Annotated in this window: 13 protein-coding genes; 7 read left to right on the forward strand and 6 right to left on the reverse strand. The window is 64.7% G+C overall.

The features are described from left to right. The first annotated feature begins 8 nt into the window (after positions 1-8). Positions 9-521, forward strand: coding sequence for a HEPN domain-containing protein (locus tag OG589_RS40080; protein WP_405143855.1), 513 nt, complete (start codon positions 9-11; stop codon positions 519-521). A gap of 7 nt (positions 522-528) precedes the next feature. Here OG589_RS40080 and OG589_RS40085 read toward each other — a convergent pair whose 3' ends face one another. Then, positions 529-1,563 carry an HNH endonuclease gene (locus OG589_RS40085; RefSeq protein WP_405143857.1) on the reverse strand — a complete coding sequence of 345 codons (1,035 nt, stop codon included), beginning with the start codon at positions 1,561-1,563 and terminating at the stop codon, positions 529-531. Between the two features lie 1,191 nt (positions 1,564-2,754). On the opposite strand from OG589_RS40085, the gene OG589_RS40090 reads away from it, so the two are divergent. Continuing rightward, positions 2,755-3,009, forward strand: coding sequence for a hypothetical protein (locus OG589_RS40090; protein ID WP_405143859.1), 255 nt, complete (start codon positions 2,755-2,757; stop codon positions 3,007-3,009). A 284-nt stretch (positions 3,010-3,293) separates the two neighbouring features. Then, the gene (locus OG589_RS40095) at positions 3,294-3,701 is read left to right on the forward strand and encodes a hypothetical protein (protein WP_405143860.1); all 408 of its coding nucleotides are present in this window, start codon (positions 3,294-3,296) and stop codon (positions 3,699-3,701) included. 525 nt (positions 3,702-4,226) lie between these two features. Here OG589_RS40095 and OG589_RS40100 read toward each other — a convergent pair. Further along, complete coding sequence (locus OG589_RS40100) at positions 4,227-5,003, reverse strand: alpha/beta fold hydrolase (RefSeq protein WP_405143862.1); 777 nt, start codon at positions 5,001-5,003, stop codon at positions 4,227-4,229. A 501-nt stretch (positions 5,004-5,504) separates the two neighbouring features. On the opposite strand from OG589_RS40100, the gene OG589_RS40105 reads away from it, so the two are divergent. From OG589_RS40105 to OG589_RS40120, 4 genes are all read left to right on the forward strand, one after another. After that, complete coding sequence (locus OG589_RS40105) at positions 5,505-6,356, forward strand: hypothetical protein (RefSeq protein ID WP_405143864.1); 852 nt, start codon at positions 5,505-5,507, stop codon at positions 6,354-6,356. 1,143 nt (positions 6,357-7,499) lie between these two features. After that, positions 7,500-8,741, forward strand: a complete 1,242-nt coding sequence (locus OG589_RS40110; RefSeq protein ID WP_405143865.1) for an IS256 family transposase — start codon at positions 7,500-7,502, stop codon at positions 8,739-8,741. Positions 8,742-9,245: 504 nt separating this feature from the next. After that, entirely contained in the window at positions 9,246-9,848 is a 603-nt protein-coding gene (locus OG589_RS40115; protein WP_405143867.1) for a hypothetical protein, read from the forward strand. Positions 9,849-10,072: 224 nt separating this feature from the next. After that, on the forward strand, positions 10,073-10,351 hold the full coding sequence (locus OG589_RS40120; protein ID WP_405143869.1) for a hypothetical protein: 279 nt from the start codon (positions 10,073-10,075) through the stop codon (positions 10,349-10,351). Positions 10,352-10,470: 119 nt separating this feature from the next. On the opposite strand, the gene OG589_RS40125 is transcribed toward OG589_RS40120, so the two are convergent. From OG589_RS40125 to OG589_RS40140, 4 genes are all read right to left on the reverse strand, one after another. Further along, positions 10,471-11,775 carry a phosphatase PAP2 family protein gene (locus OG589_RS40125; protein ID WP_405143871.1) on the reverse strand — a complete coding sequence of 435 codons (1,305 nt, stop codon included), beginning with the start codon at positions 11,773-11,775 and terminating at the stop codon, positions 10,471-10,473. Between the two features lie 170 nt (positions 11,776-11,945). After that, the gene (locus tag OG589_RS40130) at positions 11,946-12,152 is read right to left on the reverse strand and encodes a hypothetical protein (RefSeq protein ID WP_405143873.1); all 207 of its coding nucleotides are present in this window, start codon (positions 12,150-12,152) and stop codon (positions 11,946-11,948) included. A 429-nt stretch (positions 12,153-12,581) separates the two neighbouring features. Continuing rightward, on the reverse strand, positions 12,582-13,139 hold the full coding sequence (locus tag OG589_RS40135) for a dihydrofolate reductase family protein (protein ID WP_405143874.1): 558 nt from the start codon (positions 13,137-13,139) through the stop codon (positions 12,582-12,584). A 102-nt stretch (positions 13,140-13,241) separates the two neighbouring features. Beyond that, positions 13,242-14,282 carry an aldo/keto reductase gene (locus tag OG589_RS40140; protein WP_405143876.1) on the reverse strand — a complete coding sequence of 347 codons (1,041 nt, stop codon included), beginning with the start codon at positions 14,280-14,282 and terminating at the stop codon, positions 13,242-13,244. Positions 14,283-14,402 lie beyond the last annotated feature (120 nt).

Raw genomic sequence — 14,402 nt, forward strand, 5'->3', positions numbered from 1 at the left:
TAGAGCGGATGTACGAAGACCACAAGAGTGTCTTAGATTACCTCAGCGACCAGCAGCAGGTCTCCTATCATGCAACGCTCCAGACGACACTCCCCAAGGTTCTTCTTCTGGCAGCAGCAAGCGAATTCGAAGAGAGAATTTGTGAGGCTCTTAGGGAGCATGTGCGCGAGCAGACAACAGACCTGAAGATCTTGGAGTTAGTGGAACAGAAAGCGATTCGCAGGCAGTATCATGCACTTTTCAAGTGGGAAGCTAGAAATGCCGGTCATTTCTGGGCCCTTTTTGGCGCTAATTATAAATCGGGCATGAATGCCTACTGTCAGAAGGATCCGTCACTGTCTGCCCAAATTCGCGCCTTCCTGGAGCTTGGATTTCTAAGGAATCAGATGGTGCACAACAACTATGCAAGCTTCATCTTAGAGAAGACGCTCGACGAAGTTTATGGTTTGTATCTCGAAGGAGATCGCTTCGTAAGCAGGCTCCCTGAACTGCTCAAGCTTGACTTCGAAGCTTCTTCTTAGCTGCATGCTAAAAAGACCTATTAGCATACGTCTCCAACGAGATTGCACGTGCACGGTTCTTCTCGATCAGTTCCTTGAGCTCGATTGGGGTCGGCCAGGGTGCTGTGCGGTGGATCACGCGGTGGCAGTTGGCACAGATGAGGGCGAGGTCGCTGAGTTTGGTGGTGCCTTCTCCGGCTTGGTGGAGGGGGATGACGTGATGGCATTCGATATAGCCGGCGCCGCGGGGGCCATACTGCTTTTCGAAGTCGAAGCCGCAGGCTTCGCAGGCGAGCGTGCCACCGTTCTTGAGAACGCTGTCAATCTTGCGCTGGCGGAGTTTGCGGCTGCGTTCGCGGGCGAGATGGCGGCGCAGGAGAAGACGCCCTTCGGGAGCACTGAAGTCTTCGGCTTCGGCGTCTTCGTCAGGCAGACTGCCGCCAGCCAGGTCGCCTGAGGCGAGTCCCTCCCGGAGTAGAGCTGCGGACTGGGCCATCTGGAAGGGCTGCGTCAAAAAGGCGTCGATGATTTTTAGATCGAGTGCCCCGCCGTTGGTAGGGCGGCCGGTGTAGTCGGGATGGTGGGTAGCGAGGTCGAAGGTCTTGCGAGCGACGCCATTGGGGTTGCGGAAGGTGTCGCCTCGGACCTCGGGACTGTGGATGGGAGCCAGATTCAGCAACCGGGAAAGCTCGATCACTTCCAGGTTGGTGGCGTCAAGGCCTTTCCAGTCATTCTTGACGACCAAGTCGCAGGCTAAGACAAGTTCATCCCACGCCCAGTCGGGATTGCGGATGACCTTGACGGTGAAACCGAGGTCTTGGAGCCAGCGGGCAGCCCCTTCCCGACCGCCACTGAATTCTTGCCAGGTGAGTGCCTGCCCGTACTCGTACTTGTGAGCTACTCCAGCGATGGCCTTGGAGTCATACTCACGGCCGTCATAGACGAGAAGGTAGGAGCGGGCTGGACGGTACCCGTACCGGGCGAGGAACTCCGCCTGCCCCAGCTCGTCGTACTCGGCGACCGTCTTGAGAACAGACCCGGCGCTGATCACACCTTTGCCCATGCCAGAACGATAGAGCGATCCACTGACACTCGCTGGACAAGTGTCGGTGGAGGAGGGTACGGCGGCAGTCGCGAGCCGACCCGCACGCCTGCCTGACGAGGAGATGAACTGCGTGACGGTACCCATCGGAGCTGGCTCGTGCAGTCCAGCAGGCTTCACTAGGGTTCGCATCGAAGGAGTCAGCGTGTGGTGGGGCGGGCGCGTGCACAGTCCTAGCCTCAGTCTGTGAATCGGCCCAGCGGGCACCTTCGTGCCATGCCGCCATTGAGTGCTTGCGTCGTATACGCGTCGTCGCATATACATGATAGACCTTCGGGATGATGTCTTTGCAGGTCAAATGCCATGCATCCATTCGCCAGATAGGGCTCTGTAAAACCGTCGGCTCAGCCTACGCAAGTTCGAACCTTGCACCTGCCACACCAGCGTAAAGAGGCCCCTGACCAGCAGAGATGCGGTCGGGGGCTTCTTTGGTTCGGGCTCCTTGAGTGGCCCTGATTCCCCGCTGTTTCCCGTGGGATCTGGCACGGATGTGGCACGCGATCAAGCTCCGTCACCCGGTCCCGGGCGGTGGCACCTACCGCAACCATGGCACCCCGGTGGGCCGGGCTGAGACATCCGCCGCCCCCACCGGATCGGGAAACGCGCCCGCACCGCCATTAGGCACGAAGCCCGGACCTTCGATCGCCTTCAACCCCGTGTGGTGATGAACCACAGCACGATCGTCGACCTGTATGAGTGCGACGGCCCGCCGATGGCTCAGCCACCTACGAGCCGGTTCCCTAATCGTGGCTATCGCTGTGGCGCCGTAGCCGGTTAGGTTCGGTTCACGACCGGAAGGGGGCGCATAGGTGTTCGGCTTGGGCTGGCCCGAGGTTCTGTTTCTAGCGTTGGTGGTGCTCTTCGTCGTCGCTGTTGTCCTGGTGGTGCGTGTCCTACGGCGCCGATAGGCCGGCGGCGGCGCGCCCCTGGTCGGCGGGGAAGGCTTGGTACGGCGGGCGCTGCGTACGGCGGGCGGCCCTGAGTCCCCCCGGCGTTCGGGACCGTCGCCTTGATACCTAAAGCACAATTCGGCAATGATCGCGGTTCGGGTGTGGCTGGTCAGGTGCTGGGTGGGATGAGCTGGGCCATGTTGATCACAGCATCGACGACGGTTCCGTCTGGGTAGCCGAGGTAGGAAGCTGGATCGGCGTCGTGCCCGCACGTTCCGACGACGAATTCATGCAATCCCTCACCGCCGACGGTCGGCAAGCCCTCAGCCCCAGCATGGACATCAGCGGCAACGCCTGGTTCAAGTACGCCCGCGATGGGCGCATGGTCGTCGCCTTCGACCCGTGTGGCCCGACGACCGGGTGTTCGGCGATGATTCTGCCCTGCCTGGCGCTGATGGCCGTCACTACGCCAGTCGGCATTCTGCTGGCGGCCCTAGGGAAGCGTTCACCGCGTTGATAACGGACGGTGCGCTGTCGTCGCCAGTTGCAGTTCGGAACTATGCTCGTCCGAGCTATTAATCCGTAGGTTCAGGAGCCGAGTCCCTGGCGCGGCCCCGACATAGCTTGCCGTGACCGCGTACTACGATCGCGCGATGGGGCACGAGTGTGCTCCAAGGGGTTGCAGTTCCTCGCCGTACCACGCCGTTCAAAGAGGACCGCGGAGCGGTATTGGTCCAGGTGGGACTGATCGGGACGGGCAAGATCCGAGTTGCTAATGCGGAATGCGCCTACAGTTCGCCTATGTCTGTCTTCGGAAGCCCGGCCACCGCCAAGGCGGGCCATGTAACCGTCAGTAAGGTGTTCATGGCGTCGATCATTCTTGTCTCGGCGGTTGTGGGTGGCGTGGTGGCGAGCTTCCTGCCGCTGGGCAAAGTCCCGCTGATCGTCGCTGAGGGGCATGCTCAGCTCACCATTGACGGGTCGGGTTCGTTCCAGCCGGATGATGGAGTGTTGGCCTTACTTCCGGCTGACGTGTGGTGGACTGACAGCAGCGGTGGCGATCATGTCGGAGGTCGTCCCTCGTGTCTTTGGGACGAGAAGGACAAGGGCAATGAGAACAAGTGGTCCCGGGTTGAGGCCGGTTATCGGTGGATGGAGATGCCGAGCGGTGGATCTTATCCCTTGGTCGCGTGGCTCAAGTGCCCGTAGCCTGCGGAATATACGCGGAATGATCTTAGTGGTCGGGGCCGTACGGCATGGCCACGCCGCAGGTCAGGAGTTACGAGCAGGCGGGAACGGTCACGCACTGTAAAGCCGTCGGCTCAGCCTACGCAAGTTCGAACCTTGTCCCTGCCGCCGGGAATGTTCCCAGCTCAGAGGCACTCCGGGGCCTCTTTTGCTTTCCAGGGACCTGCGGCCGCAGGCCGCCCCGAGCGGCCGTTTGTAGCCGCTCAGGTGATATACGCGGGAAGAATCTTGAGACCTTTTCCGAGGTCAGGCCCCATGTACGGGATGGCTGCGGGATGAAACCGCAGCCCCGCCATCGTAGCCCGAGAACGCGAAGGATCACGGATGACGTCGACGGCGGCGACGGTGGGGCGGCCGCCGACCCTGCCGCGGGCGCGCGGCGGCCAGGCCCTCAAGGGTGCCGGAGACGGTGACCGCGGAAGCCAAGAAACGACGATCTCTTGAAGATCCCGCCTGATCCGACGCGCCTGTCCCCGGGCAGTCGGCTCAGCGGAGGAACTCAAGGAGCACTGGCACTATGGCTTCGGGTGTGGGCCCGTGGCCCTGGCCTGGCAGGATGCGGCGGGTTGCGTTGGGCAGGGCTGTCGCCACCATGTCGGCGGCCTCGGGCAGGCCGGGGAAGGTTTGGTCACCCGAGTACACGATCGTAGATGCGGTGATCGAGGCCCAACGCCCCGCCCAGTCGGGATCGATGTTGATCTCATGGACGGCTGTGAGGTCGTAGACGAGCGTTGGGGCGACTGCGACCATTTCGGCCCATCCGGGTGCTTGAGCCATCCCATCGACGGCATCGGACGGGATCCCGATCACCGCGTTCAGGTTGTAGCGCATCGCTTCGTCGTTCTTGCCGGCGGCCAACAAGGAGTGCAGCGTGGCCAGGTGCTCAGAATGGTCAGCACCAGCGAACAGCGGTGGCTCATAGAGCGCCAGCGCGGTGACACCGATGCCGGCGTCTGCGGCTGTCAGAGCCACGGTTGCTCCTGATGAGCTGCTGTAGAGAGTCGCGGCCCCTCCGGCCGCCTTGATCAAAGAGGCGAGGTCCTCGACCTCTCGTTCCAGTGCCCACGGCGCGGTGTCGCCGGATCGTCCGCGTCCGCGCCGGTCGTAGTCGATCGCCGTGAACCCCTCGGCCGCGAGCCGCTGCGCGACCTGCCTGGTGCTCTGGTCGATGGCGCGGTACTGAGTGGCCCCGCCGATGAAGATCACGGCAGGCCCGTCCCCATAGCGGTCGTAGTCGATGACCGTGCCGTCCAGCGAGGTCACTGTGCTCAAGATCCTGCCTCAATTCGTGGAGACGGTTGGGTGATCGTTCGGTGTGGAAGGCGGAACACATCTTGTCCTCGCCCCTCGCGGCGGCGTGGGCGCCGGGCGGTCGGAAGCGAGCGACATGCGGCTGCCGCTGCGGCCAACGGTAGGGGCAGGGCCCGACACTTTCCCGGGTGGCCGGCCTGCCGGGGGCCCGGCGTCATTTCCCGGGATCAGGCCACTGGAGCGCCGCAGAATCACGTCAGGCTCCCATCGCGTCTCGGGTTCGGCTGGGCCAGTCACCCAATCGTTGCGGTTTCGCGGTCACGCATGGGCCTGTGACGCAAGTGACGCATGGGAGCATTGCCACTCTTGGGAAATGTGTGAAGTTTCCGGACAAGGTGCTGTCGGAACTGCTAAGAAGTTGCGCGGCCAGGATTTAGAGCAGAGAGGTTCGGCATGGACCCCGACGGCCCCCCGAGTTCCCAGGACGAGGATCCTCTCCAGCATGTGGGTCCCATGGGTATCCACGGGAACAACGAACCGGAGCACCCGGGCGGCGACGTACTGTCCGACGGTTGGACGCCCGGACACGAACCCCCTCACGCCCAGAGCGACGACTCATCGGACCTTGCCCGGGCGGACTACGAGCAGGCCGAGGACTATGAACAGTCCGAAGGCCTCGAAAACCCCGAAGTCTACGACTATCTCTACCGCCCTAAGGGTGACGAGGCGTCCCAGGACTACGGGCGGCCCGAGGGCTATGCGCCGCCGGACGACGAGAACTGGGACCCCGACGGGGAAGGGCGTCCCGGCTACCTCAGTTTGGGCTGGACCGACGAGAACGACCTGGAGGAGGAGAAGGGCAGCAAAAACAAGCGGCTCATCCTCGCCCTGACCGCGATCGTCGTGCTCGCGGTCGCCGGCGGCTGGATCGTGTCGTCCTCTGTCGGCTCCAAGCCGGAGGCGGCGTGCTCAACCCCCGGGAACTGCGCCCCGGCCGGGCAGCAGGACTCCCTGCCGACCGACGGCCCAACGGCCCTCCCCAGCATCACCGACCCGGCCACCGAGTCCACCGCCGGGCCTGACGAGACGACGGTGTCACCCAGCGAAACGCCTACGCCCATGCCGACGACCTCCCAGGCGCAGGTGACCCACCAGCCCACATCCCGGCCGACACCGACGCGCACACGGGTCCACTCACCCAAGCCGTCGCCGAGGTCCAGCAGCCACCCGCAGCAGACGGAGAACCCGCCGCCCGAGGACAAGCCCAAGCCGTCCCCGACGCCTCCGCCAACCACGCAGGCGCCCCAGCCGGCTCCGAGCCCGACGAAGACCCAGGGCGGCGGCCTGCTCGACTGGCTGTTCTGAGCGATTGGCCGGCTGCCTGAAGGCCAGCAGCAGGCAGCCGGCCAGCCCCATCAGAGGCACGCCCCGGGCGGGCGGCCGTGGTACGGAAACGGCCCTCGTGCTGTGCGTGATGACGTGGCACGATGTGTTGCATGCTGACCCGAAAGGACCATGCCGCGTAAGCCGCCCGGAGCTCTGCGGTCTCCGCAGAGGCAATCACTCGAGCCGACGCTGCAGAACACATCCACGGAGTCTCAGTCAAAGTCCACGGGGCCGTACAGCGACTGGAAGATCAACACCTGTGGCCGAACGCCATTGCCGACGCGTTGGATCAATACGCAAGCTTTCTGCGACATCCGGGCCGGTACCTCTATGTGAACCAGGAATGGCCTTTCTGTGATCCCGTCGAGGCTCGTGATCTCTTGGAAGAGGCCCTGCGAGCCCTCCCCGCCGCTGCTCGCTCCGAGCTACGCCTGGTAGTGGAGCGATTGGATGAGCAGTTCCGTACCCGAACCTTGACCGACTCGAGAGCCGCGGCCACAAGCGCATGGCATGCGGCGGCATGGTGGCGTCAGCGCTTGATGGGTTGGTGATTCTTGCGTGGATCATGCCGCAGGAACGCGAAGGGTCCCGGATGGCGATGAGGACGTACGCGGCACGCTTGGCCGCAGGCTTATCGCCGCCCGATGATTGCAGATCCCACCCGCCGAGATACTCGATAGCTGTGGGTTCGGGCTGGCCGACTTGCGGACTGCGCTACGGATTCCTGCGCGAGTCGCCTTTTGAAAGCGCGATGGTGGGCAGTTGCCCGATGGGAGCAACCAGGTGACCAGTGTCCGGACAGAACCACGCTGCCTCGTTGTGTACAACTCTGGCAGCCAAGGGGTGCGAATCGGGGTGCGCCGGACAGTGTGGCCACACCGCGGACAGACCCGCCGTCCATAAGGCTTCTACCGCCCACTCCTGTACCTGATCTGCGAGCTGGGCTAGTTGTTCCATCGGGTCCTGGCCGAGCACTACGGAGACGCCCTGTCCGCTGCCATCGGTTGCGTCCACGGGGGTGGTGTACGAGTTTCCGCTGGTAGTCAGCGTGGCGTCGTGAAATGAAGACGGCCATCACGTGATCCTTCAGGTTGCTACACCAAGATCGAAGGAGAACAGGTGATGGCCGTGAACGACAGTGTGGACCCTGTGAGCTGGCTGGCGAAGCAGATGGAGACCCAGGATCCGGATCTGTTGCGATCCATGGTGCAGAGCATGGCCGAGACGTTGATGTCGGCCGAGGCCGACGGGTTGTGCGGTGCTGGATACGGCGAACGCAGCAGCGAGCGGACCAACCGGCGCAACGGCTACCGCACCCGCGAGTGGGACACCCGCGCGGGGACCGTGGAGCTTGCCATTCCCAAGCTGCGCTCGGGCTCCTACTTTCCTGACTGGCTGCTGGAGCGGCGGCGCCGGGCCGAGCAGGCGCTGGTCAGCGTGGTAGCCACCTCCTATCTGCTGGGCGTCTCCACCCGGCGGGTGGACAAGCTGGTGGAGCAACTGGGCGTCAAGCACATCTCCAAAAGCCAGGTCTCGGAGATGGCCAAGGTGCTGGACGATCAGGTGGAGGCGTTCCGTACCCGGGCCTTGGACGCCGGCCCGTATGCGTTCCTGTGGCTGGACGCCCTCACCCAGAAGGTCCGCGAGGGCGGGCGGATCATTAACGTGCACGTGCTGGTCGCCACGGCGGTCAACGCCGACGGACGCCGCGAGATTCTTGGCGTGGAGGTCACCTCGGCTGAAGACGGCGCCGGCTGGCTGGGGTTTCTTCGCAGCCTGGTCGCCCGCGGCCTTTCCGGCGTGCAGCTGGTGATCTCCGATGCGCACACCGGGCTGGTGGCCGCGGTCGCCGCCGCGTTGCCGGGTGCGTGCTGGCAAAGGTGCCGGACCCATTACCTGCGCAACCTGTTGACCTGCGTCCCGAAGTCCGCCCAGCCCTGGGTGGCCACCTTGGTGCGCACCGTCTTCGACCAGCCCACCGCTGAGGCGGTCCGCACCCAGCACGGCTGGGTGATCGACGCCCTGTCGGCCAAATACCCCGCCGCGTGCGATCACCTGGACTCCGCTCGCGACGAACTGCTCGCCTTCGCCGCCTTTCCCCGCGAAATCTGGAAGCAGATCTGGTCGAATAATCCCCAGGAACGGCTGAACAAAGAGATCCGCCGCCGCACCGACGTCGTCGGCATCTTCCCCGACCGCACCTCGATCATCCGCCTGATCGGCGCGGTACTGGCCGAGCAGACCGACGAATGGACCGAAGCCCGCCGCTACATGGGCCTGGACGTGCTGGCCAAGACCAGACTCCGACTCATCCCTGGCGACACACCCCAGCAAAACCCGAAGCCGCAGACACTAACCGCTTAACCTGCAGAAACAGGATCACGCAGAGATCAACTCATACACCACTCCGCTGGACGTGACCCTGCCATCAGGGGCATAAAACGTGGCGCACGCCAGCCCTTCCCAACGGCCGGGGTCAGCGGGAGCCTCGCGGATGTCGGGAGGCACGGCGCAGTTCGTCTCCAGGTCCCGGCATACCGGTTCCAGCGCAGCGAGGAGTTCCGCGTGCATGTCACTCATCGTAGACGGGAGAGGGCGGCTGGAGAGGGCTTACGCGCGGCGAGGTGAGCGTCCACGATGATGCCCGTCCAGCAAACCAGCTGCCCGAACACCGACCGGCCGTGTGGCCGGGCCCGCCTGTTGCTCGGGCTTGCCAGGTGGCCGGACTGGAGTGGCTCATGCTTCGCTCGCTATGTCCCGTACTGCCCAGGTCCTGGCGGTGCGCGGAATGGAGCGAAGGGCAGGCGGCCACCCAGCAGGTCGTGGAGCGCACGCACACCTGGACTGAGCGCCTTACACTCATCGCGCATGCGATTGAGGTTGATCTTCACGCTTTTCGCCCTCTACGCCATCACGGCAGCGCCCGCGTTCCTGCCGGGGGAGTGGCGGGTGATCGTGCAGCCTGCGACCGATGACGCGGTTGAGGTGTACTACCAACCGATCTCTCCTGTGATGCTCAGGTCATACGAAGGCATCGGGCCGTTCCATCGCGCCTTGGAGGCCGCCCAAGTACGGGCCGAGGCCCACCCGCACGATCTTGCCCCGCCGTACATCCTGCACGAGCCGTACCGGCTGGTCGCCCCCTGTGTCACCGCACGGGGACGCGAGTTGGCGGCCCCGCCGATCTCTGGCGTGTACCGGTCGGATACGACTGTCAGCCCATACATGATCGTGCCCCAGGTGGAATGGGCGGAGAACAGCCAAGCCGAGCTGACGGCGCTGATGGAGATGGAAGACGGGCCCATGGAAGAGACCGAAAGTCTAGGCATGGGGCTCGAGCCGGAGCTCAACCGGGTTGTTCTGGAAATGAACGGGTTCGACCAGGATCTCCGCCGCAGGTTGGCCAGACATTATGGCCGACTCATCGCTGTCAAATGGGATCCCTTCGGCCAGCGTGCGTGGATCTACTGAGCGGACGCGGGGCAACGCTCGAGGTGCCACGCATCCAGGGGGTCGTCGATCCTCAGCGCAGCCTCGTAGCAGAGCTTGTGGCTCTCACCAGCAGATCGCAATGCGGGCCAGGGGGAGATCTCCCGCCCGTCCCGGTCCTGGTAAGGGCGGTTCATGTTTGTGCCATCCGACCTGCGGCGATGCGGTGGATCTTATAGCTTCCAGTCCTCAGCAGAGGAGGGCTGATGGACGCGCTGATCACCATGGCACAGCTTCCGGCGCTGCGACGAGAGCTCCACGCCTCACAGGTGGCGGACCGAGTTTCCGAGGCGTTGCCGCCAGGTGGTGGCCGCCCCGCCCTCCCGCGGAGGGCAGAAGTGAAGACGGGGGCGTGCGCCAAGGCCATCGTCTCAGCGGTCATCGCTCGCATGCGCGGTCAGTGGGCCGCCATGGCCTTCGCCCTCGGCGCGTCGCGCATCACCTCCACGGTTCCCGACACGCGGAAGCCTGTCGAGCCGCAGTAGTACGGCGCGTCTGCGGTAGTACAGGCCCGTGCGAACGGCCCGGTTCTGTCCGCCTACGTGTGACAAAATTCGGCCCGAGCGTCTGGTCGACGCTCGGCCGGTGATGCGGTGCCGGGTCGTTACCTCTTCGGCTTGAAGTAGTGCGCGACCATGTAGGCGGTGACCTGTCCGCCGATCTTCGCGCCCTGCAGGTCGGCCGTGCGGGTATGGATGCCGCCCCAGACGCGGGCGTTGATGACCTCGGCGAGCGCCTGCGAAAAGCCGCGGAAGTACCTGGTGGTGCCCGAGGCGGCGCTGTACCCGCTGAAGGAGATGTCGTCCCGACCGAAGAAGTACGCCAACGCCGACATGCTCGCCGCGGTGAAACAGGTATGTCCGGACGTGAAGTCGGGGTGCGGCGGCGTAACGAGCAACGGCATCCAGTCGGGGTCGCCGACCGTCTTCGGGTTGCCGTCGGTGTCGGCCAGCTGGATCGCCGTGATCGGCCGCCAGAAGCTCCACGCTGCCTTCTCGTTGTAGCAGGCGGTCGTGGCATCGGCTTCGGCCAGATCGACCATGGCGAACATCCGCGCCGTCTGGAGTGTGCTCAGTCGCTGCGTCGTCGCAAGCTGGCGCTTGATCTCCCACTCGGCCAGATGCCGATCATGCCACCAGATCGCGGCTTGCGTCTGGTCGGCCGTCCTGATCGTGCTGGTTGCCGAACCGATCGCCTTGACCTCGTTGAAGTCCCGGGTGTACCGGTCGCTGGTGAGCGATGGCGGGCCGGACGTGCGGAACATGGACGCGCTGGGGATGAGGAACGGTTTGAGGTACCCGACCCATGCCCCGTCGAAGGTGAAAGTGGGAGGCGTCGGTCGCCACTGACCAGGCTGGGTGCCGACGGTCCAGGTCTGGCTTCCGAACGCTCCGTCGTCCTGCCGCGCGGCGATCATCGCATCGGCCGCCTGAGTGCCCACGGTGATCCCGCGCTGCTTGGCGGTACCGTCGGGAATCGCGGCCAGCGACTCGTCGTACTGCGTCTTCAACCTCACCTGCTGATCCGGGAACAGCGCGTTCAGCACACGGAAGCCCGCGGTCGCGACGGCGGCGTTCGTCGACTCGGTTCCATTGGCGGCCGGTGCGATCAGGTACGGCTGGTAGGGAGTGCGGGCGATCGCGTTCACCGCGTCGTAAATTGCTCCGTGCACCATCGCGAAGCTGCGCGCCTGGACCTGCGGCTGCTGACCGGCAATGTCCCAGATCGCTGTCTGGGCGTTGCTGTCCCAGACAATGACGGCATTGGCGGGCGTTCGCGAATCCGACGCGTACGCGAATGACGAACCGAGTGCGACCGGCGACCCGGCAGCGATGACTCCGGCGACGGCTGACCAAACGGCCTTGCGCCGTAGGACGGCTGCCCAGCCCGCATTACATGATTTAAGCATTGAAGAAAACTACTATGCTAGCCACAGCCGATACAGTGGCCGAACGTTCGAAAAGCTGATAATGACATGGCCGAAAACGAGTGCCCCGCCGATACGAGGACCGGTCGCATCCTCCGGCCTCGTGGATGGCGTTCGACGATTACCTAAAGGTCATCTCGAATTGGCGGAGATTACGTCCATGAGTTCGGCGGGTCGACGACAAGATCTTCAGGATGTGGGAGCGGGGCCGGCTCGTCCTCGACGGAGTAGACCTCCAAGCAGGAAAGACGACCGCCCGCGACGAAGAGCAGGACGCCGTCATTGCGCCCGCGCACGTTGGCGGAGATCAGAACCCTGTCTTGTACCGGGTCGGCGACCGCGTGGGGTCTGCTTCCCACGTCAAGGTCCACCGTCGCGCATCCGCATTTGCACTGTCCGGTCACGACTGCCGAAGAGACCTGAGCCCGAAGTTCGTCTACACCAGGGAAATCCTGCCCAAGGAGGGCCAGGATCACGGCTCGTTCCTCGGCTGCTAGAGGACGTTCACCGGTCGGCACCGTGCCAAAGTACCAAATCGGCCGTGCGGGGATGATCTTTGCCTGAATGGCTATAGCAGACCTCATTTGGCCACAGAGGCGCAACCAGCTTGGAAGACGCGGTGCCCTGTGTTGGTGATCCATCTGCCGGGCCGCGGCTGGTGGTGGCTCGGCCTGCGGCTGCGCTGATGCCGTTGTGACCAGCGCTGGCGGGGCGCCCTGGATCGTCTCGCGCATGGTTGAGCGCGTCGGCGACTACTCCGGGTGCCCCTCGCGCCAGGTCCCGGGGGGCTACGGTGCCGGGGTCGGTGCCGGCGCGTACACCAGGTACAGCACGCCGTTGGCGATGGTGCGCGAACTCACCAGTGTGAGCCCGGTCGTTTCGGCCGCTCCGTCGAACAGCCGTTGACCCTTGCCGACCACGATCGGGTGCAGCAGCAGCCGCAGTTCGTCGAGCACGCCGTCGCGCAGGAGCGTGCGCACCAGGGTCGGGCTGCCCGTGATGGAGATGTCCTTGCCGGGCTGTGCCTTGAGCGCGGTGAGCTGAGCGTTCACGTCCCCACTGATGATCGTGGTGGGTTCCCACGTCCCCTTGTCGAGCGTGGTGGAGACGACGACCTTCTGCGCCCCGTTCATGTAGTCGGCCGGCGGCTCGTCACTGCTCTGGTGCGGCCAGTATTCAGCGAACTCCTGGTACGTGCGACGGCCCAGCAGCATCGTGTCCGACTCTGCCATCTGGCCGCCGACCACCTCGCCCATGTCGTCGCTGAAGTACGGGAAGTGCCACTCAGCGGGCGCCTCTACCACGCCGTCCAGCGAGATGAACAGCCCCGCAACGATCTTCCTCATGACTGGTCCGCGCCTCTCTCTGCTCGTGTACCCCTACTCTTTCACCGACAATAAATTTCGTCAAGACGAATTTCCTTGTCGCTGTGACGGGAGGTGCCCGCGTTATCTGCTCCCGGCCCGCCGGCGCAGTGTCTTGTCCGCCAGGGCCGGTGGTACGTAGTAGCTGTCCGCTCGGTTGAGGTCGGTGCCCGGGGGGACGATCTCGTCGATGCGGTCCAGTACGTCCTCGCTCAGTACCGTGTCCGCGCCGGCCAGCAGGTCGTCGAGCTGGTCCATGGTGCGTGGCCCGATGATCACCGAGGTGATGGCGGGGTGGGCCAGGACGAATCCGACGGCCAGGTGCGGCAGTGACAGGCCGGCCTCCGCCGCGAGCTTCGTCAGCTCGCCGACGGCCTGGAGCTTGCGCGCGTTCTCGGGCAGCGACGGGTCGAACTTGTGCCGCTCGAAGGCCGCGCGACCGGTGCCCGTCAGGTCGATGTCGGCCGCCTGCGTGTAGCGGCCGGACAGCCAGCCGGCCGACAGCGGGCCCCAGGTCAGCACGCCCATCCCGTACTTCTGCGTGGTGGGCAGCACCGCCGCCTCCACACCGCGCGCCAGGATCGAGTACGGCGGCTGCTCGGTGCGGAAGCGGACGTGGCCGCGCCGCTCGGAGACCCACTGCGCCTCGACGATCTGCTCCGCCGGGAAGGTGGAGCTGCCCACGGCCCGGACCTTGCCGGCCCGTACCAGGTCGGTGAGGGCGGAGAGGGTCTCGTCGATGTCCGTGGCCGGGTCGGGGCGGTGGATCTGGTACAGGTCGATGTGGTCGGTGCCGAGGCGGCGCAGGCTGTTCTCGACCTCGCGGACGAGCCAGCGCCGGGAGTTCCCGCTGTGGTTGGCGTCCGGGCCCATCGAACCATGGGCCTTGGTCGCCAGGACGACGTCGTCACGGCGGCCCTTGAGCGCCTTGCCGACGATCTCCTCCGACTCTCCCTGGGAATAGATGTCGGCGGTGTCGACGAAGTTGATACCAGCGTCGAGGGCGCGGTGGATGATACGTACGCACTCGTCGTCGTTCTTGTTGGCGATGGCGCCGAACATCATCGCGCCGAGCGCGTACTGGCTGACCGAGATGCCGGTCCCGCCGAGGATCCTGCGCTTCATGAGGTACTGCCTCCTGCGGATCATTTCGTGGATACGGACCCAGCCTCCGCTCCGAGCGGGTCCGGTACCAGGCCCGGCCTAACCTGGGTCTGGCAGAACCCCCTAAATTGCCCGCCGACG

This window comes from Sphaerisporangium sp. NBC_01403 (assembly GCF_045040145.1).
Taxonomy (GTDB): domain Bacteria; phylum Actinomycetota; class Actinomycetes; order Streptosporangiales; family Streptosporangiaceae; genus Sphaerisporangium; species Sphaerisporangium viridialbum.